This is a genomic window from Henriciella sp., assembly GCF_029937755.1.
GTDB lineage: Bacteria > Pseudomonadota > Alphaproteobacteria > Caulobacterales > Hyphomonadaceae > Henriciella.
In genome coordinates this window covers 109,038-128,507 of record NZ_JAPYPG010000002.1, presented here as the reverse complement: position 1 = coordinate 128,507, position 19,470 = coordinate 109,038, and the positions used below count along the sequence as shown (strand labels likewise).

General features: G+C 58.5%; 18 protein-coding genes. All 18 read left to right on the top strand.

Annotated elements, in window-relative coordinates; genetic code table 11:
* The first annotated feature begins 1 nt into the window (after position 1).
* The 18 genes from Q1K29_RS05925 to Q1K29_RS05840 all read left to right on the top strand — a co-directional run bounded on the left by Q1K29_RS05925 (position 2) and on the right by Q1K29_RS05840 (position 19,449).
* Positions 2 to 1,426, top strand: coding sequence for an NADH-quinone oxidoreductase subunit N (locus Q1K29_RS05925; RefSeq protein WP_300392040.1), 1,425 nt, complete (start codon positions 2 to 4; stop codon positions 1,424 to 1,426).
* Positions 1,423 to 2,184 (top strand): biotin--[acetyl-CoA-carboxylase] ligase, encoded by a 762-nt coding sequence (locus Q1K29_RS05920; protein WP_300392039.1) that lies wholly within the window; start codon positions 1,423 to 1,425, stop codon positions 2,182 to 2,184. Before Q1K29_RS05925 ends, Q1K29_RS05920 begins: the two co-directional genes overlap by 4 nt.
* The gene (locus Q1K29_RS05915) at positions 2,168 to 2,941 is read left to right on the top strand and encodes a type III pantothenate kinase (RefSeq protein ID WP_300392038.1); all 774 of its coding nucleotides are present in this window, start codon (positions 2,168 to 2,170) and stop codon (positions 2,939 to 2,941) included. Before Q1K29_RS05920 ends, Q1K29_RS05915 begins: the two co-directional genes overlap by 17 nt.
* Position 2,942: 1 nt before the next feature.
* Complete coding sequence (locus tag Q1K29_RS05910) at positions 2,943 to 4,622, top strand: ribonuclease J (protein ID WP_300392037.1); 1,680 nt, start codon at positions 2,943 to 2,945, stop codon at positions 4,620 to 4,622.
* 10 nt (positions 4,623 to 4,632) lie between these two features.
* Positions 4,633 to 5,064: a methylmalonyl-CoA epimerase gene (gene mce / locus Q1K29_RS05905; protein ID WP_300392036.1), complete on the top strand. Its 432-nt coding sequence runs from the start codon at positions 4,633 to 4,635 to the stop codon at positions 5,062 to 5,064.
* Entirely contained in the window at positions 5,064 to 5,306 is a 243-nt protein-coding gene (locus Q1K29_RS05900) for a DUF1467 family protein (RefSeq protein WP_300392035.1), read from the top strand. The genes mce and Q1K29_RS05900 overlap by 1 nt, the downstream gene beginning before the upstream one ends.
* 110 nt (positions 5,307 to 5,416) lie before the next feature.
* Positions 5,417 to 6,736 carry a proline--tRNA ligase gene (proS, locus tag Q1K29_RS05895; RefSeq protein ID WP_300392034.1) on the top strand — a complete coding sequence of 440 codons (1,320 nt, stop codon included), beginning with the start codon at positions 5,417 to 5,419 and terminating at the stop codon, positions 6,734 to 6,736.
* Positions 6,736 to 8,007 (top strand): lipoprotein-releasing ABC transporter permease subunit, encoded by a 1,272-nt coding sequence (locus tag Q1K29_RS05890; protein WP_300392033.1) that lies wholly within the window; start codon positions 6,736 to 6,738, stop codon positions 8,005 to 8,007. The genes proS and Q1K29_RS05890 overlap by 1 nt, the downstream gene beginning before the upstream one ends.
* Entirely contained in the window at positions 8,007 to 8,693 is a 687-nt protein-coding gene (locus tag Q1K29_RS05885; protein WP_300392032.1) for an ABC transporter ATP-binding protein, read from the top strand. Before Q1K29_RS05890 ends, Q1K29_RS05885 begins: the two co-directional genes overlap by 1 nt.
* Before the next feature lie 66 nt (positions 8,694 to 8,759).
* A complete protein-coding gene (gene dnaE / locus Q1K29_RS05880; RefSeq protein WP_300392031.1) occupies positions 8,760 to 12,179 on the top strand; it encodes a DNA polymerase III subunit alpha in 3,420 nt (1,139 codons plus the stop codon).
* 139 nt (positions 12,180 to 12,318) lie between these two features.
* Entirely contained in the window at positions 12,319 to 13,140 is an 822-nt protein-coding gene (gene rpsB, locus Q1K29_RS05875; protein WP_350212856.1) for a 30S ribosomal protein S2, read from the top strand.
* Positions 13,141 to 13,171: 31 nt separating this feature from the next.
* The gene (tsf, locus tag Q1K29_RS05870) at positions 13,172 to 14,086 is read left to right on the top strand and encodes a translation elongation factor Ts (protein ID WP_300392030.1); all 915 of its coding nucleotides are present in this window, start codon (positions 13,172 to 13,174) and stop codon (positions 14,084 to 14,086) included.
* A gap of 88 nt (positions 14,087 to 14,174) precedes the next feature.
* On the top strand, positions 14,175 to 14,912 hold the full coding sequence (gene pyrH, locus Q1K29_RS05865; protein WP_300392029.1) for a UMP kinase: 738 nt from the start codon (positions 14,175 to 14,177) through the stop codon (positions 14,910 to 14,912).
* 18 nt (positions 14,913 to 14,930) lie between these two features.
* Positions 14,931 to 15,485, top strand: a complete 555-nt coding sequence (frr, locus tag Q1K29_RS05860) for a ribosome recycling factor (RefSeq protein ID WP_300392028.1) — start codon at positions 14,931 to 14,933, stop codon at positions 15,483 to 15,485.
* On the top strand, positions 15,482 to 16,243 hold the full coding sequence (gene uppS, locus Q1K29_RS05855; protein ID WP_300392027.1) for a polyprenyl diphosphate synthase: 762 nt from the start codon (positions 15,482 to 15,484) through the stop codon (positions 16,241 to 16,243). Before frr ends, uppS begins: the two co-directional genes overlap by 4 nt.
* The gene (locus Q1K29_RS05850) at positions 16,140 to 17,075 is read left to right on the top strand and encodes a phosphatidate cytidylyltransferase (RefSeq protein ID WP_366524174.1); all 936 of its coding nucleotides are present in this window, start codon (positions 16,140 to 16,142) and stop codon (positions 17,073 to 17,075) included. The genes uppS and Q1K29_RS05850 overlap by 104 nt, the downstream gene beginning before the upstream one ends.
* Positions 17,072 to 18,280, top strand: coding sequence for a 1-deoxy-D-xylulose-5-phosphate reductoisomerase (dxr, locus tag Q1K29_RS05845; RefSeq protein ID WP_300392025.1), 1,209 nt, complete (start codon positions 17,072 to 17,074; stop codon positions 18,278 to 18,280). The genes Q1K29_RS05850 and dxr overlap by 4 nt, the downstream gene beginning before the upstream one ends.
* Positions 18,277 to 19,449 (top strand): M50 family metallopeptidase, encoded by a 1,173-nt coding sequence (locus Q1K29_RS05840; protein ID WP_300392024.1) that lies wholly within the window; start codon positions 18,277 to 18,279, stop codon positions 19,447 to 19,449. Before dxr ends, Q1K29_RS05840 begins: the two co-directional genes overlap by 4 nt.
* Positions 19,450 to 19,470: the final 21 nt, after the last annotated feature.

The window sequence follows — 19,470 nt, the reverse complement described above, 5'->3', positions numbered from 1 at the left end:
CATGCTGGACTTCGAGGCGATGATTGCGGCCATTGGCCCGGAAATGCTGCTGGCGCTTGCCGGCCTTCTGGGCGTGCTGCTTGGGGCGGTTTTCGGTGACCGCTTCAACAGCCTGTCGTTCAAATTTGGCGCGGCGTCGCTGATTGCTGCGCTTTGTACCGTTCTGCTGAACTGGGAAGGCGGCGAGGCCTTCAATGGACTGGTGACCACGTCGCCTTTCGTGAACTTTGCCAAGGTCGTTAGCTTCGGTGCCGGCGCAGTCACGCTTCTCATGGGTGAGAACTTCCTGAAGCGCCACGAGACGATCCGTTACGAGTACCCGCTGCTGGTGATCTTTGCCTCGATGGGGATGGGTATCATCCTGTCGGCTTCCAACCTGATGACGCTCTATATGGGCATCGAGACGCTCAGCCTGTCCTCCTATGTCCTGGCCGCATTCCACCGCGATTCCATGCGGTCCGCCGAGGCAGGCCTGAAATACTTCGTCCTTGGCGCCCTGGCGTCCGGTATCCTGCTCTATGGCATTTCACTGGTCTACGGCTTTGTCGGCTCGACGAGCTACGCAGCAATCGCAGACGCAGAAGGCGGCATAGGCCTGCTCTTCGGCATGGTGCTGATGATTTCCGGCATGGCCTTCAAGGTCTCGGCCGCGCCCATGCACGTGTGGACCCCCGACGTCTATGAAGGCGCACCAAGCCCGGTTGTGGCTTTCTTCGCCACGGCGCCGAAAATGGCCAGCATGGTGGTTTTCGCGAACCTCATGTTCACGGCCTTTCCGGGCGTCTTCGAAGACTGGCAGATGGTGATCGCCATCATTGCGACGCTCTCGATGATCATCGGTGCCTTCGGGGCGCTCATCCAGAACAATCTCAAGCGTCTGCTCGGCTACTCGTCGATTGCCAATATGGGCTATGCGCTGATCGCGGTCGCAGCCGGTCCGGAATATGGCGCGGCGGCGCTCCTGGTCTTCATGACATCCTACGTCATAGCCTCGATCGGCCTCTTCGGTGGCGTCCTTGCGATGCGGCGCGAAGGCGGCATGGTGGAGAGCATTGATGAACTGGCTGGCCTTGTGCGCCGGCGCACGGGAATGGCGATTGCCCTGACCATTCTGGTGATCTCGGTCGCCGGTTTTCCGCTGGCTGTTGGCTTCCTCGGCAAGCTTCTCATCTTCGAAGCAGGCTGGAACGCAGGCCTTCTGCCGCTCCTGATTGTGCTCGTGCTCAGTTCGGTGCTCGCCTTCGGGTATTATCTCCGCATCATTCTCGTGATGTGGGTGCGTGAGCCGGCAGAGCGCTTCCAGCCTGTGGACGCGATGGTGACGACAGCGATCTATGCAGCTGCTGCAGCCTGTATCGCGCTCTTTATCTTCATTGGGCCGTTTGCGGACTGGGCAACAAGTGCGGCGGCCGGGTTCTATCAGTGACACCTGACGCGCCTGTCCAGTGGCACGAGACGATCGACAGCACGAATGAAGAAGCCCGTCGGCTGGCTCAGGCCCATATGTATGGCCCCCTCTGGATTGCCGCAAAGCAGCAGACAGCTGGACGTGGACGACTCGGGCGCCAATGGCTTTCCCCAGTTGGTAACCTGTTTTGTACGGCCTTGTTTCTTGAACCGGGCGGCGTCGGGCTGGCGACCCGTTTCCCCTTCGCGGCAGGCCTTGCCATCGCCGATGTCTGTGCGACCGTTATTCCAAGCGTCGATGTCAGGCTGAAATGGCCAAATGATGTGCGGGTGGATGGGGCAAAGCTTTGCGGTATCCTTGTCGAAGCCGGTCAGACGGAGCAGGTCGGTGTGTGGGTTGCTGCTGGTATGGGGCTGAACGTCCAGACCGCACCGGAAGGTTCGGGGCAGACGACGACGTCGCTGGCTCGTCTTGGGGCCAATCATGCCGTCACTCCGGAGTTTATTATCGATGCGCTTCGCCCGGCCTTCGCAAGACGGATCACCCAGGCGCGGGAAGACTTTCCCGCCTTGCTGCGCGAGTGGGAAACACTGGCTGAAGGCATGGGCCAGACTGTAGCTGCCGGGCAGGGCGACAAGGCCGTTCGCGGTGTCTTCAAGGGCGTCGCTCCGGATGGCGGGTTGCGGCTTGAATTGCCCGGAGGCGCGGAGCAGATCATAAGAGCGGGCGATGTGGAGCTTGTAAGGGAGGTCGGTGGCGATGCTGCTTGCGATTGATGTCGGCAATACCAACACTGTCTTTGCGTTGCACGATGGCAAAGACTGGGTCGCCATGTGGCGTAGTGCAACGGACCCACGCCGCACCGCCGATGACTTTGTTGTGTGGCTTGGCCCGCTCATGGATATGCGCAAGGTCTCGCTCTACGACATTGATGCGTGCGTGATTTCCTGCGTCGTTCCGCAAGCCCTGTTCAACTTCCGCAATCTCTCGCGGCGGTATTTCGGCGTCGAACCCCTCGTCGTGGGGGAGGAGGGTGTGGAGCTGGGCGTGCCCATCCGTATTCCCCGGCCAGAGCAGGTGGGCGCTGACCGCCTTGTCGCGGCGATCGGGGCTCATATTGCCTATCCGGGACCGCTGATTGTCATTGATAGTGGGACGGCGACGACGCTGGATGTCGTGGGCGCAGATGGCGGATTCGAAGGCGGCATTATCAGTCCGGGCATCAACCTGTCCATGCGTGCGCTTCATGATGCAGCTGCGCAGTTGCCACGCATCGCCATCCAGCGCCCGCAGAAAATAATTGGCGACTCAACCGTGGCCGCAATGCAGACTGGTGTCTTCTGGGGCTATATTGACCTGATCGACGGTCTTGTGCGCCGTGTGAAGGCAGAATACGGCCGGCCGATGACAGTGATTGCGACGGGAGGTGTGGCCTCCCTCTTTGAAGGCGCGAGCGCGACCATAGATCACTACGACCAGAGCCTGATGGAATCGGGCCTGCTTGAAATTTACAGACGCAACAGCAAAGGCTGACATGCCCAATCTGGACACGCCCGAACTCGTCTTCCTGCCGCTTGGTGGATGTGGCGAGATCGGTATGAATTTGAACGCCTATGGCTATGGTCCGTCCGATGATCGGCGCTGGATCCTGGTCGATCTTGGTGTGACTTTTGGAGACGATACAACGCCGGGTATCGACCTTATCTGCGCTGATCCCCAATTCATCGAGGATCATGCAGAGAATATTGATGCGATCTTCCTGACTCACGCCCACGAAGATCATATCGGGGCTGTAGGCCTTCTCTGGCCACGGCTTCGTGCCCCGCTCTATGCGACACCTTTTACGGCGCATCTGGTGGCCGGAAAGCTGGCCGAGAGAGGCTTAGGGCACGTCGACGTGAATGTCGTTCCGCTCGAAGGTCAGGTCGAGGCCGGCCCGTTTACTGTGACGTATGTTACGCTGACGCACTCCATTCCGGAACCGAATGCGCTCGCTATCAAGACCCCGTCGGGCACCATCCTGCATACGGGTGACTGGAAGATCGATCCTGACCCGTTGATTGGCGAAGGTGTCGATGTCGACGGGTTGAAGAAGCTGGGAGACGAGGGCGTTCTCGCCATGGTCTGTGACAGCACCAACGTTTTCGTCGATGGCGAAAGCGGATCCGAAGCGACTGTTCGACACAATCTCATCGAGCTGATTGCAAGCCTCAAGGGGCGGGTAGCCGTTGCAACGTTCGCATCGAATGTTGCGCGGGTGGCGACCGTTATCGAAGCAGCCAAAAAAGCGGATCGCAGCGTTTGTCTGGCGGGTCGCAGCATGCACAAGATTGTCGATGCCGCCCTACAGACCGGGGTGCTGAAGGACCTGCCCGATCTGGTCGATGAGGCAGACGCTGGATCATTCCCCGCGGACAAGATCCTCTATCTCTGCACGGGCAGTCAGGGTGAGGAACGTGCAGCACTTGGGCGGATTTCTGCGGGAACGCACCGAAATCTGTCGCTTGGTGAAGGTGATACGGCTATTTTCTCTTCCCGTGTCATTCCTGGCAACGAGAAGGGCATTTTTGATATGCAGAACGCCCTCGCCGAGCGGGGTGTGCGCATTATTACCGACCGTATGACGCAGGATCCCATTCATGTGTCCGGCCATCCGGCGCGGGACGAGCTGGAGCGCATGTATCAGTGGGTCCGTCCTCGTATTTCCGTGCCCGTTCATGGGGAACGCCGCCACATCATGGAGCATGCGGCCTTCGCGCGAAGCATGCAGGTGCCCGAAGCTGTCACGCCCCGCAACGGCGATATGATCCGGCTCTGGCCCGGCAAGGCAGAGTGTATAGACGTTGTGCCAAACGGTCGTCTCCATCTCGACGGCTCGCGTCTGGTGCCGGCAAATTCTGAGGGCCTCGGTGAACGCATCGCTATTTCAAAGTATGGCTACGTAACAGCCAGCATTACGTTTGATGAGGATGGAAGCATTGCAGACGGGCCTTACCTGACATCTCGGGGGCTTTCCGAAGAGGATGGCAGCCTGGCTGACGAGTCTCTCGATGCTGTCGAGATGGCCTGCGATGAGGCGCTGGACGGTTTGTCACGCCGCAAGCGGCTTGACGATGATACGGTGGAGACGGTTCTGGTAAGAACGATCAGGCGGTCATGCGAGCGCGTATTTGGCCGCAAGCCGCTCGTCGATGTGACGATCATGAGAGTGTGAGGAAACGAAGATGTCGAAGGAATTCAAACTCGGTCCGCTCAACCATGTTGGTGTGGCTGTGCCATCGCTGCCGGAAGCCATCGAGACCTACAGGACCCTGTACGGTGCGACCGATATTACCGACCCTTTCGACATGCCGGCCCAGGGCGTGAAGGTCTGTTTCGTCAACCTTCCGAACAGCCAGATCGAGCTGATCGAGCCTCTGAACGAAGACAGCCCGATCCATAACTTCATCCAGAAGAACCCCAAAGGCGGCCAGCACCATGTCTGCTTTGAGGTTGAGGATATTCACGAAGCGGTCAGTGTCATGAAGGATCGCGGGGCGACTGTGCTGGGCGAGCCCCGCATCGGCGCCCATGGTACGCCCATCGTTTTCGTCCATCCGAAGAATACGAATGGTGTTCTGGTCGAACTGATGGAGACCCCGAAAGGCGATCACTGATGAACCTTGTCGGCGGCATAGTCATTTTTCTTATCTCCTGGTGGATCTGCCTGTTTGTTGTCCTGCCCATCGGCGTGCGGGGGCAGTTTGAAGAGGGCGATGTCGAAGAGGGGACCGAAGAAGGCGCCCCCGCTCGGCATATGATGCCCAAGAAGGCCCTTTGGGCAACGATTGGCGCGGTCATCTGCACGATCATTGCCGGCGTGATTGTGATCCCGCTCCTGCAATACTATGGCCGCTAGGGTCGGCGGGGTGGTCAGTCCGCCTGACATTGCATTCGCGCACTAGCCAATTGGCGTTTCAGCCAATAACACGAGCCAGACCAACAAGCTTGTATCGAGTCTTCAATACCATGCGACTGACGCGCTATTTCCTGCCTGTTTCCAAGGATGTGCCCGCTGATGCGGCGATCGTTTCTCACCAGCTGATGCTCCGGACCGGTATGGTCCGGCAGAATGGGGCTGGCATCTACACGTGGCTGCCGCTTGGTTTCCGTGTCCTGCAGAAGATCGAGCAGATCGTGCGGGAAGAGATGAACCGTGCCGGCGCGATCGAGCTTCTCATGCCGACGATCCAGCAGGCTGAACTCTGGCAGGAAAGCGGTCGTTATGACGATTATGGCAAGGAGATGCTTCGCATCACCGACCGCCATGAGCGGGAAATGCTCTTCGGCCCGACCAATGAAGAGCTGATCACGGATGTCTTCCGCTCTTATGTGAAGAGCTACAAGGCGTTGCCGCTCAATCTCTACCATACTCAATGGAAGTTCCGCGACGAGATCAGGCCGCGCTTCGGTGTGATGCGTGGTCGCGAATTCCTCATGAAGGACGCCTACTCGTTCGACCTGACGGAAGAGGGGGCGCGTGCCAGCTACAACCAGATGTTCTGCGCCTATCTCAACGCATTCGACCGTATGGGCCTGACGGCTATTCCGATGCAGGCCGATACTGGCCCGATTGGTGGCGACCTCAGCCATGAATTTATCATCCTGGCGGACACCGGCGAGAGCGCCGTATTCTGCGACAAGGCCATGCTCGACCTGCCTGCGCCGGGGCTCGATCTCGACTTTGATGGTGACGTCTCCGGTGAGGTTGCGAAGAGAACCGATTTCTACGCGGCGACCGAAGAAAAGCATGATGAAGCCGAGTTCGGTAAAATCCCGACAGACCGGCAGGTTTCTGCGCGTGGTATCGAAGTCGGTCATATTTTCTTCTTCGGCACCAAGTATTCGAAGGCGATGAACGCGACCGTGCAAACCGCTGATGGTGAAACCGTGCCGGTTCAGATGGGCAGCTACGGGATTGGTGTTTCCCGTCTGGTTGGCGGTATCATTGAAGCCTGCCATGACGAGAACGGTATTGTCTGGCCGCAATCGGTAGCGCCTTTTGAAGTGGGCTTGATTTCGATGCGGCCCAAGGATGAGACAGTCGCCAAGGTGGCTGACGATGCCTATGAGGCGCTGCAACAGGCCGGCCTCGACGTATTGTATGACGATACTGAAGAGCGGCCGGGATCCAAATTCAACCGTATGGACCTGATCGGCCTGCCCTGGCAGATCGTGATAGGCCCCCGCGGAATCGAAAATGGCGTTGTCGAGCTCAAAAACCGCAAGAGCGGCGAGAAGACGGAGCTGCCGCTGGCTGAAGCGATTGAGAAAGTGAAGGCTGGCTGATGGCGAAGTCTGCGCCATTCGGCGGGGTCGAACGCGCACTAGCGTGGCGCTATCTGAGGGCGCGCCGGGCCCATGGCGGCGTTTCTCTCATCTCCATCATTTCATTCTTTGGCATCATGCTCGCCGTCATGGCGTTGATCGTGATCATGTCTGTCATGGCCGGTTTCCGGTCCACACTGCTGAATGCGCTTCTGGGCGGACAGGGACATGTCTTCGTGCAGGTAGAGGATTACCCGGCTGGAGATGTCGACGAACTCGCCAAGCGGATCATCGAGCTGCCGGATATCAAAAGCGCCTCGCCCATAATCGAACAGCAGGTTCTGGCGACGTCAGACTATGCTCGCACGGGCGCGCTGGTGCGAGGAATTCGCCCTCAGGACATGGACAAACTTCCCTATCTCGAAGGCGGCCTGGGCGAGGCTGAAGCAGTCGGATGGGGAGAAGGCAAGAATGGCGGTGACGTTGTCATGATCGGCGCCTTCCTGGCGTCTGATCTGCGCATCCGGCCGGGAGACGAGATCAGGCTGATCGCGCCTGAGGGCGTTTCCGGGCCATTCGGGGTGACCCCCCGCAGCAAGACCTACACAGTTGGTGGCACTTTCACGACGGGCAGTGTCGAACTCGACAAGCTGTACGTCCTGATGCCGATGCAGCAGGCGCAGCTCTTCTTCAACAGGAAGGGCCAGTACCAGCTTGTCGATGTGCGTGTTGAAGATCCGATGAGGTCGGAGCTCGCCATGCGGCACATCAATGAGGCCACTAATGGTCAATATTACCTGCAGGACTGGAAGCAGCAGCGCGCATCCTATTTCAATGCGCTGAACGTCGAGCGCGGCATGATGCGGGTCATCATGCTGATCCTGATCACGATTACTGCGCTCAACATCATCACCGGCGTGGTCATGCTGGTGAAGAACAAGACGCGTGATATCGCTATTCTGAGGACGATAGGGGCGACGCGGGGCGCCATCATGCGGATCTTTATCATGATCGGCGCTATTCTTGGCCTGACAGGGGCGCTCATCGGTCTCGGTCTTGGCGTCCTTATCGTCCTTAACATTGATGCCGTAGAAGCTGCGCTAAGCCTGATCATGGGACGTGAAATCTTTGCGGCTGATGTTTACGGCCTTGATGGTCTGCCGGCAGAACTCGATTGGGGTGAGGCGCTGTTCACCACGCTCTGGGCGATGAGCATGTCCATCCTCGTTACGATCTGGCCGGCCTGGAACGCTGCGCGGCTGGACCCTGTCGATGCATTGAGGTTCGAGTGATGAGCGAGCCAGTTCTCGAACTGCGCGGGATTGTCCGCGAATACAGCTCCGGCCCCAACATGCTGAAGGTGCTGGAAGGGGCTGATCTGGTGCTGAACCGTGGGGAGCTTGTCGGGCTTGTCGGACCATCGGGGTCGGGCAAGTCCACGCTGCTTCATACAGCGGGCTTGCTTGAGCGCGCTGAAGGCGGCGAGGTGCTGCTTGACGGAGAATCCGTGCTGCAACTCTCGGATCGTGTCCGCACGCGCCTGCGCCGCGAGAAGCTGGGCTTCGTCTACCAGTTCCACCACCTTCTGCCTGAGTTCGATGCGCGCGATAATGTTGCCATGCCGCTCATGGTGAATGGTGTGAAGCGCAGGCAGGCGCGGCAGAAAGCAGACGAGTTGCTTGCCGAGATGGGGTTGTCGGATCGGGCTGATCACCAGCCTGGCCAACTGTCCGGGGGCGAGCAGCAGCGCGTGGCGATTGCCCGCGCCCTGGTGAATGATCCCAAGCTGGTTATCGCGGATGAACCCACAGGTAATCTCGATCCCACCACGACCGACCGTGTCTTTGCCAGTCTCATCCGTATTGCGCGCAGTGAGGGCGCAGCTGTGCTTGTCGCGACACACAATATGGCGCTCACTCAGCATATGGACCGCGTGCTGACACTCGAAGACGGAAAACTCACAACCTTTACCGGCTGACCCCTTCGACTCAGTCCATCTAGCGGGCATACTCTATTTGTTCCGCTGCAAGAGGTCCCCCTTCACGTGACCGATCCGACATTCATCCATCTGGCTGTCCGTACGAGCTATTCCTTGCTCGAAAGCATGATCACGCCGAAACAGCTGACCGGCTGGGCCGAAGCGAATCGTGCGCCAGCCGTCGCTGTAACGGACCGGAACAATTTGTTCGGAGCGCTGGAAATTTCCGAGATGCTGTCTGGCGCTGGCATCCAGCCGCTCATGGCCTGCTGTTTCGATGTGACGGATGGCGGGCACCAGGAATGGCTGACGCAGGTTTCTGTCTATGCGCAGGATGAGACTGGATATGAGAGGCTCATGGAGCTTTCCTCCTTTGCCTATCTCGAGGCTAAGGATGGCGTCGCGCGCCTGAAGCGGGAACACCTGTTTGAGAAGACTGACGGACTGATCCTGCTTACGGGCGGGTCTCGCGGCGAGGCGGCACAGTATATTCTGAAGGGCAAACAAGCAGAAGCCGAAGCAACGCTCGCCGAGTTTGCCGCTGCGTATCCCGGGCGATGCTACGTAGAGCTGACGCGTCATGGTCTTGCCGATGAAGCGAACAGCGAACCTGGCCTGATTGATGCGGCCTACAAGCTGGGCTTGCCACTCGTGGCAACTCATGACTGCCGCTTTCCGAAGGCGGAAGATGCCAAGGCGCATGACGCCATGATGTGTATCGCGAACGGTGAGTATCTTGGTCAGGATGACCGCAAGCGGGTCTCGCCAGAGCAGTATCTGAAGACAGCCGATGAGATGGCCGCGCTGTTTGAGGACCTTCCCGAAGCCCTCGCCAACACCGTTGAAATCGCGAAACGCTGCGCAGTGCGCGCGCGCAAGCATGCGCCGATCCTTCCGCGCTTTGGCGACGGGTCACGCTCTGAGATTGAGGAGCTGAAGGTCCAGGCGGAGGAAGGGCTTGTCCGTCGTCTTGAGGAAGCGCCGAAGCTTTATGCCGAACGGCACGTCTATGAGGAACGGCTCGCCTACGAGCTTGGGATCATCGAGAAGATGGGTTTTCCCGGCTATTTCCTGATCGTGTCCGACTTCATCAAGTGGGCAAAGGATCACGACATTCCAGTGGGCCCCGGCCGTGGGTCGGGCGCCGGGTCTGTCGTGGCGTGGGTGCTGACGATTACCGACCTCGACCCGCTGCGCTTTGATTTGCTGTTTGAGCGGTTCCTCAACCCCGAACGTGTTTCGATGCCAGACTTCGACATCGACTTCTGTCAGGAGCGGCGTGGTGAGGTCATCCGTTACGTACGTGACAAATACGGCGCGGAAAGTGTTGCAGCAATCATCACCTTCGGCACACTTCAGGCGAAGGCTGTGGTGCGCGATGTCGGCCGTGTGATGCAGATGCCCTATGGCCAGGTCGACAGACTGGCCAAACTCATTCCGTTTAACCCTGCCAACCCGCCGAAGCTTCAGGAAGCGATCGACGAGGAGCCCAAGTTCGACGAGGAGGTCGCTCAGGATCCGCGCGTAGGCGAATTGCTCGAAACGGCTTTGGCTCTTGAGGGGCTTTACCGCAATGCTGGCACGCACGCTGCGGGCGTCGTCATTGGCGACCGCCCCCTGACCGAACTGGTTCCGCTCTACAATGATCCGCGGTCCGACCTGCCGGCCACCCAGTTCAATATGAAATGGGCCGAATCCGCGGGTCTTGTTAAGTTCGATTTCCTCGGCCTGAAGACGCTCACCGTCATCGACCGTGCGCTGAAGTTTATTCGCCGCGACGGTCAGGATGTCGGGCCTGAATGGGCGGCGATGAATGATGAGGCATCCTACGATCTTATGGCCAGCGGCCAGACGCTCGGCGTGTTCCAGCTCGAAGGGCAGGGCATGCGTGATACGCTGCGAAAGGTTCGGCCGCACAACATTGAAGACGTGATCGCCATCATCTCGCTCTACCGGCCGGGCCCGATGGACAACATTCCAGTCTATGTCCAAGGCAAGGAAGATCCATCAAGCATCCGCTACCAGCATCCCGATCTCGAGCCCATCCTCGAGGCCACCTACGGCGTTCCTGTCTATCAGGAGCAGGTCATGCGGATGGCCCAGGAGATTGCGGGTTATTCACTGGGCGAAGCTGACCTTCTGCGCCGCGCCATGGGCAAGAAGAAGGTCGAGGAGATGGTTGCCCAGCGTCAGCGCTTCCTCAAGGGCGCAAAGGAGCTCAAAGGTATCGAGGCGCCCCTTGCCAACGATATCTTCGACACGATGGAGAAGTTCGCCGGCTATGGTTTCAACAAGTCACACGCCGCTGCTTACGCCCTTATCGGCTACCAGACAGCCTATCTGAAGCGACATTTCCCGGTTGAGTTCCTCGCCGCCTCGATGAGCCTCGACATTCACAATACAGACAAGCTCGCTGCCTTTGTGCAGGAGGTGAAGCGCCTCAAAATTGATCTTGTCCAGCCTGACATCAATCGTTCCACGGCGGATTTTGATGTGCAGGATGGGGCGCTTGTCTATGCCCTGGGCGCACTCAAAGGCGTTGGTCTGGAGGCGATGAAACATGTTGAAGAGGAGCGGCGGGCCAACGGACCATTCGAGTCGCTCCATGACTTTGCAGAGCGGGTCGATCCGAAATCAGTGAATAAGAAATGCATCGAGCAGCTGGCGCGCGCCGGAGCGTTTGACAGTCTCGAACCCAACCGTGCTAGCGCGCTGGCGGCTGCGCCTCTGCTGGCAGCGGCGGCTGTCTCGGCGGCGGAAGACCGCGCCGGGGGCCAAGGCGGTCTTTTCGGCGATGCTGAGCCAGCCGTGCGGACAGCTCTGCCGCAGGCCTCTGCGTGGAATGGCCAGCAAAAGCTTGATGAAGAATTTGCGGCGACAGGTTTCTTCCTGAGCGGGCATCCACTTGATGACGTGCTGGACAGTCTGGAAGATGGCCGGATTACGCTATCGGCGGAAATCGGTGATGTCGCGATGGACGGCCGTCCGCTCGAACTGATCGGCGTCGTGCGCCGCCGGGTCGAGAAGATTTCGCGGTCGGGGGGCAAGTTTGCGTTCCTGACCCTGTCGGATCCCACTGGCGAGGTGGAGCTTATGGTCATGCCCGAAGCGCTCGACATGTACAGGCCGATCCTGGAAACAGGCAGCAGCGTTTGCGTTACCGTGAACGTTCGCCGGCAGGATGAGGAAATCCGGCTCAGTGCCAAACAGGTCACGCCGATCGATAAGGCGCGGATCGGTAAAAAGGCCGAAGCGCTGATCGTTCATCTTTCGCGCGGAGCGAACTATGAAGAGATCGCCGCTGTGGCAGACCGTCTGGTCAATGCCCCCGGCGCGGATCGCGGTGCAATCTACCTTGATCTTCCCCTCGATGACGGTCGCATGGTCACCATCAAGCTTCCGAATGTCTACGCAACAGGGCTTGAAGCACTTCGCGCTCTGAAGATGGCGTCCGGCGTTGCCCGTGTCGATACGCGGGCAGCCTGAACAAGAGCGGTTGCGCACAGGCGCAAAAATTGTATAAGCCAGCCCCATCAACCCCCGATGCGCGGGCTATCCGGTGTCTGTCTCAGCAGTTTGAGGCCGATAGCGCCCGTGCCGGTCAACCGGAAAAGGAAAATTAGATATGGCACTGCCTGAATTCTCCATGCGTCAGCTGCTTGAGGCTGGCGTCCACTTTGGTCACCAAACCCACCGCTGGAACCCGAAGATGAAGCCGTATATCTACGGCGATCGTGCGGGCATCCACATCATGGACCTGTCGAAAACGGTTCCGCTGCTTCATCAAGCACTGGTCCAGGTTCGTGACACTGTTGCTCAAGGTGGCCGCGTTCTTTTCGTTGGCACCAAGCGCCAGGCAGCGCAGCCGGTGGCGGAAGCCGCTGAACGCTGCGCTCAGTATTATATGAACCATCGTTGGCTCGGCGGTACGCTGACGAACTGGTCGACAGTTTCGAAATCGATCCGCCGTCTTCGCGAACTCGATGAGACGCTGTCGGATCGTGACGCTTCCGGTCTTACGAAGAAAGAGCTTCTTGTTGTCGAGCGTGAGCGCGACAAACTTGACCGCGCTCTGGGTGGTATTGCCAATATGGGCGGTCTGCCAAGCCTGATGTTCGTGATCGACACGAACAAGGAGCAGATTGCGATCAAGGAAGCCAAGAAGCTCGGCATTCCGGTCGTCGCCGTGATCGATACGAATTGCGATCCGGATGACGTTGATTTCCCGTTCCCGGGCAATGACGATGCTGCGCGCTCGATTTCCATGTACTGCAACCTTGTTGCAGACGCAGTTCTCGATGGTCTGGCGGAGTCGTCGGCTGGTCTTGGTATTGACCTTGGCGAGTCCGAAGACATTGAGGGCCTGACCGAAGCGGATGTTACGGCTGCTGACGAAGCGGCCAGCGAAAGCTCCGGCGAGGACAAGGAAGTCAAGGCCGAAGGCTGAAGTCCAACCACACTTTAAAAGGATCTCTGAGATGGCACAGATCACCGCCGCTCTGGTCAAGGACCTGCGCGACCGCACTGGCGCGGGTATGATGGATGCGAAGAAAGCACTGGTCGAAAACGACGGCGAAATGGAAGCGGCCGTTGATTGGCTGCGGGCCAAGGGCCTGTCGAAAGCCGCCAAGAAGTCGGGCCGCACGGCGGCTGACGGCCTGGTGGCTGCAGTACTTTCCGACGATGGCAAGAAGGGCGCACTCGTAGAGCTGAACGCTGAAACCGACTTCGTTGCCCGCAACGAGAAGTTCCAGTCGGCTCTCGGCCAGATCGCCAATACGGCCCTGGAAACCGATGGGACGCTCGAGGCGCTTCAGGGCGCCAAGGCACCTGCCGGTGACGGCACGGTCAACGACATGATCACTGGTCTTGTTGCCACGATCGGTGAAAACATGACGCTTCGCCGTACAGCCACGATGGAAGCCCCGAACGGCCAGGTTGCTGCGTATGTTCACAGCGCCGAAGCACCAAACATGGGTAAGATCGGCGTTCTGGTGGCTCTTGAAGGCGCCGACGCCGACAAGACCTCCGAAGCTGGCCGCAAGGTCGCTATGCATGTCGCTGCAACAAGCCCGGCGTCTGCCACGACCGCTGATCTCGACCCTGAGCTGGTTGAGCGCGAGCGTCAGGTTCTGACTGACCAGGCCAAGGAAAGCGGCAAGCCGGATAACGTCATCGAGAAGATGATCGAAGGCCGCCTGAAGAAGTTCTACAAGGAAGTCGTTCTTGTGGAGCAGCCTTTCGTGATGAACCCCGACCAGACGGTCGGCCAGTTCCTGGAAGAGCAGGGTACGAAACTCGTCGGATTTGTCCGCTTCACCCTTGGTGAAGGCATCGACAAGGAAGATGACGACTTCGCTGCAGAAGTCGCGTCCATGACATCTGGCTCCTAGGCCGTAGATATTGCACTGAAAGATCCCGGCTGCCCATGACAGGCAGTCGGGAATCCTTTACGAGCAAGTCGGGCGCTGGAGTTGAGATATGCCGGACGGTTCAGATTTTTCTGACAAGCTAGTCTACAAACGGGTTCTGCTGAAACTTTCGGGCGAGGCCCTCATGGGACCGTCAGAGTTTGGCATCCACATGCCGACCTGTTTGAGTTTCGCCGAAGAAATTGCCACTGCAGTGAAGAATACAGGCGTTGAACTGTGTCTCGTAATCGGTGGCGGAAATATTTTTCGCGGTCTTCAAGGGGCTGCGAATGGGATGGAGCGAGCGCAAGCCGACTCCATGGGCATGCTTGCTACTGTCATGAATGCGCTTGCAATGCAGAGCGCGCTTGAGCAGATCGGTGTGCCAACCCGTGTTCAGTCGGCGATCCCGATGGACACGGTTTGCGAACCCTATATCCGCCGCCGCGCCATCCGCCATATGGAGAAGGGCAGGGTGGTCGTTTTTGCCGCTGGTACGGGCAACCCCTATTTTACCACGGATACCGGGGCGGCTCTGCGCGCGGCCGAGATGAATTGCGGGGCCATGTTCAAGGGCACGCAGGTCGACGGTGTATATTCGGCGGACCCCAAAAAAGACGCCACAGCGGAGCGCTACGATCAGCTCGGCTATCAGGAGGTGCTTGCTCGCGACCTGCGGGTCATGGATGCGAGCGCTGTCAGCCTGATGCGCGACACGAATATTCCGATTGTGGTATTTTCCCTGCACAAGAAAGGGGCTCTTCAGGATGTCCTGCTCGGTGAGGGGACATCGACGATTATCTCCTAAAATGCGAGAAGTGCACGAATGAGTTTGAACAAGAAAGATATCGAACGCCGCATGGACGGCGCGATTACCTCACTCCAGTCCGATCTGGGCGGCCTGAGGACGGGACGGGCGTCGCCCAATTTGCTCGATTCCGTGATGGTGCCGGCCTACGGTTCATCCATGCCGCTTAACCAGGTGGGCTCGGTTTCCGTCCTCGATGCCCGCACCCTGGCGGTCAATATCTGGGACAAGTCTGTAGTGGGGGCGGCTGACAAGGCTGTCCGAGAGTCAGGTCTGGGTCTTAACCCGGTTGTCGATGGCAATAATCTGCGGATTCCGATTCCGGTCCTCAACGAGGAACGCCGTACGGAACTGACCAAGGTCGCCGGCAAATATGCTGAGCAGGCACGCGTGGCAGTCCGCAACGTTCGCCGCGATGGTATGGACCAACTCAAGAAAGCTGAAAAGGATGGAGAGATCAGCGAAGACCAAGCGCGCGGTCTTTCTGAGGATGTTCAGAAGCTTACGGACGCACACATTGCTCGTATCGATGAGGTCCTGAAAAATAAAGAAGCGGAGATCATGCAGGTTTGACGCCCCAGCCCGCCTCCTCGGAAGACGCCCAGCCTGAAAAAGGTGGGAGTGTACCTGTTCATGTCGGTATTATCATGGACGGTAATGGGCGCTGGGCGTCACGTAATGGTTTCCCGCGGTCTGTAGGGCATGAGCGCGGCGTGGAAGCGCTGCGTCGGACCGTGCGAGCCGCTCAGAAGTTCGGCCTTCAATACCTGACGGTCTATTCGTTTTCGACAGAGAACTGGCGTCGCCCCGTTTCCGAAGTCAGCGCGCTATTCACCCTGTTGAAAACCTTCGTAAATCGCGACCTGGAGCGCCTCAAGAAAGAGGGCGTTCGAATAAGTGTCTTTGGCACGAGAGAAGGCCTGCCGGACGATATTGCCCAGCTCCTCGATAGAGCCATTCACGAAACCCGTGAAAACACGGCATTCAATCTTGGTATTGCTTTCAATTATGGCGGACGCGAGGAAATCGCGCGGGCGACGCGTCAAGTAGCGGAAGATCTGAAAGCCGGGCGTATTGGTGCCGCCGAGATTGATGAAGCGCTTCTGGCCGGTCATCTCGACACGTCAGGTTTTCCTGATCCGGACCTTATTATCCGCACGGGCGAAGAGCATCGTTTGAGCAACTTTCTTGTCTGGCAAGGCGCTTATGCCGAGCTGGTCTTTATGGATGTCCTCTGGCCCGAGTTCGGAGAGTCCTATCTCGCCGATGCCCTGGATACGTTCGCCTCGCGTGAACGGCGGTTTGGCGGGCTTAAGTCCGGAGCGGCCTGACGTGGTTGAGGCGAAGTCGTCGAGTCACCGGACTAGGGAACTCGCGCTGCGTGTACTTTCGGCAGCTATTCTAATCCCCTTTGCGCTGTTCGTCGTCTCAATAGGAGGTGCTCCGCTCGCTCTAGCCTGCGCGCTCTTTGGGGCGGTGATGGGATATGAGTGGGCCCGTATGACGGCCTCGCCGGTCATGCCACTCATGGCTTTCTTCTGCTTGTTGCCTTCTCTTGCCATGCTGGTAGTGGACTGGACGGTGGCGCTGGCCTTGATGGGCGCCTGCGCCTTGCTGACAGTGCTTTTGCACCCTGCAAGATTGCCTGAGCGCCTGATTGGCGCCCTCGGTATCTGCTACGCGTCCGGCTTGCCCTTGTCTCTGTACCTGCTGCGGGATGGCGACTGGAACGGTCAGGCCGCGGCGCTGATCGTTATGGGGACTGTGTGGGCGTCTGATTCGGGGGCCTATTTTGCCGGCCGCGGCTTTGGGGGCCCGCCGCTTTCACCAAAGGATTCCCCCTCGAAGACCTGGAGTGGTGCACTTGGGGCCATGTTGTGCAGCGGGCTTTGCGGCCTGATCGCGGCAGGCCTGCTCGACGCACCACGCTTGCCCTGGTTATTCGCAGGCTTTTGCATTTCCTTCATCGCCCAGTGGGGGGACCTGTTTGAATCGTCGCTTAAACGGCGTTTCGGCATCAAGGATACCAGCGGCATCGTGCCTGGTCATGGTGGCGTTATGGACCGCGTAGACGGGCTGGGCATGGCCTGCGTCATGGCGGTTGCGCTCCTTTACGCGGCGGGCCCTCTGGTTGACATGTTAGGACTGGAGGTGAGCAGATGACGATCCGGATTTCGATCATGGGATCAACTGGTTCAGTCGGCCGCTCCGCCCTCTCTGTTATCGAGCATGCCAATGCGCTCTCTGATGCACCGGTTTTCGTTGTCGATGCACTGACAGCCCATAGAGACGTGGAATCATTGGCCAAACAGGCTATCGCCTTCGATGCAAAACTCGCCGTTGTTGCGGATGAGAGCCGCTATGAGCAGCTCAAGACCCGGCTGTCAGGCACAGGCATTGAAGTCGCTGCGGGACCAGAAGCCGTCAGTGATGCTGCGTCACGCCCGGTCGACCGTGTGGTCGCTGCGATCGTTGGTATTGCAGGTCTGCGATCAACCTATGAAGCGTTGAAAGCCGGAAACAGTGTGGCGCTGGCCAACAAGGAAAGCATGGTCTGCGCGGGCCCGATCCTTGGCCGCCTGGCGTCTGAAACTGGCGCAGAGATTGTTCCGACGGACTCAGAGCACAATGCAATGTTCCAGGTTATGGAGCGGCGTGAGGATGTCGAACGGCTCGTCCTTACAGCCTCCGGTGGCCCGTTTCTGAACACGCCTCTCGGGCGTCTCCATAGTGTCACGCCGGACGAAGCATGCGATCACCCGCGGTGGTCCATGGGACGCAAGATCTCTGTCGACAGCGCGACCTTCATGAACAAGGCGCTCGAGCTGATTGAGGCGGCCTATCTATTCGACATGCCGCAAGAGCGGATTGATGTGCTTGTTCATCCTCAGTCCATCGTTCATTCGCTAGTGACATATCGGGATGGTTCAGTCCTTGCACAGCTCGGTTCTCCAGATATGAAGACACCGATTGCCCACGCCCTTTCCTGGCCGGAACGCCGCCTGCCGACAGATGTTGCCCGGCTCAACCTGGTTGAGCTTGGCCGGCTCGATTTCGCGGCGGTTGACGATGTCAGGTTTCCCGCGATCAGGCTGGCGCGCCAGGCCCTCGACAGTGGCGCTGGCGCTGCGATCGTCATGAATGCTGCAAATGAGTGCGCGGTCGATGCCTTCCTGGAAGAGCAGTGCGGATTCACTGATATCAGCTGGATTGTCTCGCGCGCGCTGGAAGCGGGCTTGCATTCGACGTCTGCCGCTGGAGAGCCAGCCTGTCTTGATGATGTTATTGCTCTTGATCGGGATGTCAGAACCGTGACTCAGTCGCTGATCGAGAAAGCTGCCTCGCGCACAAGGAGTGAAGTGCAATGATGGACGCTCTTGGCCAGATCCCGATCTTTATTCTCAGCCTTGTTTTCCTGCTCGGTATCGTGGTGGTCATCCATGAGCTCGGCCACTACTTTGCGGGACGTTTCTTCGGGGCCGCTGTAGAATCGTTTTCGGTCGGATTCGGGAAACCGATTTTCGCTCGTACGGATCGCAATGGCACGCGCTGGCGCGTAAACTGGATTCCTCTCGGCGGTTTTGTGAAGTTCGTTGGTGAGCATCAACTGCCAAGCGATGTAGGCAAGGTGGAGGAGGGGCCCAAGGGCAAGCTCTACAATGATATTGGCGTTGGCGGCAGAACAATCATTGCTGCAGCAGGTCCAGCGGCCAATTTCATCCTCGCCTTCTTGCTGTTTTCGATGCTCTTCCTGGTTAATGGCAGCTATGAAAGCCGCGTGGCTGTAATGGGTGTGTTCGAAGGCACACCAGCGCAGCAAGCAGGATTTGAGCCCGGCGATGTCTTTGTCTCCATGGAGGGAAAGCCGATCACCAGTGCTGGTCAGGTGCAGATGATCATCTCCATGTCGAGCAACAGTGAGGTTGAGACCGTCGTTGAGCGTAATTCTGAGCCGATGACACTGACAGTGGTTCCGCAGCCTGAGGTCCGTGAAAATGCTGTTGGGCAGATGCAGAAGATGGGGACCATCGGCGTTCAGATGGCCTCTATGCCCGATACTGGGCGGCACATTCGCTACAACCCCGCTGAAGCGCTATTGAAAGGCGGGGAGCAGACCTGGTCCACGCTGACCATGACGACCGACATGATCAAGCGGATGGTGACGGGCAAGGAGGATCTGAGCACACTCAGCGGGCCTGTTGCGATTGGTGATGTCAGCCGCCGTATCGTCAACCGCACGATGGCGGTGCAGGAGGTATCCGCCTGGGAGAAGATGCAGTCGCTTTTCTGGAACATGATCAGCATCTGCGCGGCGGTCTCTGTAGGAATCGGTTTCTTTAATTTACTTCCATTTCCTGTACTCGACGGTGGCCACATCGTTTTCAATTGCTATGAAGCCATAGCCGGAAAACCGATGCCGGCACGTATTCAGGAAGGTGCGCTTATGGCGGGGATGGTCTTGTTGCTCGGAATGTTCGTGTTCATCACATGGGGCGACGTACTGGAAACGGGACTGTTCAACACTGCTCGTGGCTGATAGCCGAGCTTCACGGTAAAT

Coding starts and splice junctions, on each gene's coding strand:
- Q1K29_RS05925 (WP_300392040.1), top strand. CDS start 2: ATGCTGGACTTCGAGGCGATGATTGCGGCCATTGGCCCGGAAATGCTG.
- Q1K29_RS05840 (WP_300392024.1), top strand. CDS start 18,277: ATGATGGACGCTCTTGGCCAGATCCCGATCTTTATTCTCAGCCTTGTT.
- mce (WP_300392036.1), top strand. CDS start 4,633: ATGTCGAAGGAATTCAAACTCGGTCCGCTCAACCATGTTGGTGTGGCT.
- Q1K29_RS05900 (WP_300392035.1), top strand. CDS start 5,064: ATGAACCTTGTCGGCGGCATAGTCATTTTTCTTATCTCCTGGTGGATC.
- rpsB (WP_350212856.1), top strand. CDS start 12,319: ATGGCACTGCCTGAATTCTCCATGCGTCAGCTGCTTGAGGCTGGCGTC.
- tsf (WP_300392030.1), top strand. CDS start 13,172: ATGGCACAGATCACCGCCGCTCTGGTCAAGGACCTGCGCGACCGCACT.
- Q1K29_RS05850 (WP_366524174.1), top strand. CDS start 16,140: ATGTCCTCTGGCCCGAGTTCGGAGAGTCCTATCTCGCCGATGCCCTGG.
- dxr (WP_300392025.1), top strand. CDS start 17,072: ATGACGATCCGGATTTCGATCATGGGATCAACTGGTTCAGTCGGCCGC.
- Q1K29_RS05885 (WP_300392032.1), top strand. CDS start 8,007: ATGAGCGAGCCAGTTCTCGAACTGCGCGGGATTGTCCGCGAATACAGC.
- Q1K29_RS05910 (WP_300392037.1), top strand. CDS start 2,943: ATGCCCAATCTGGACACGCCCGAACTCGTCTTCCTGCCGCTTGGTGGA.
- Q1K29_RS05890 (WP_300392033.1), top strand. CDS start 6,736: ATGGCGAAGTCTGCGCCATTCGGCGGGGTCGAACGCGCACTAGCGTGG.
- pyrH (WP_300392029.1), top strand. CDS start 14,175: ATGCCGGACGGTTCAGATTTTTCTGACAAGCTAGTCTACAAACGGGTT.
- Q1K29_RS05915 (WP_300392038.1), top strand. CDS start 2,168: ATGCTGCTTGCGATTGATGTCGGCAATACCAACACTGTCTTTGCGTTG.
- proS (WP_300392034.1), top strand. CDS start 5,417: ATGCGACTGACGCGCTATTTCCTGCCTGTTTCCAAGGATGTGCCCGCT.
- frr (WP_300392028.1), top strand. CDS start 14,931: ATGAGTTTGAACAAGAAAGATATCGAACGCCGCATGGACGGCGCGATT.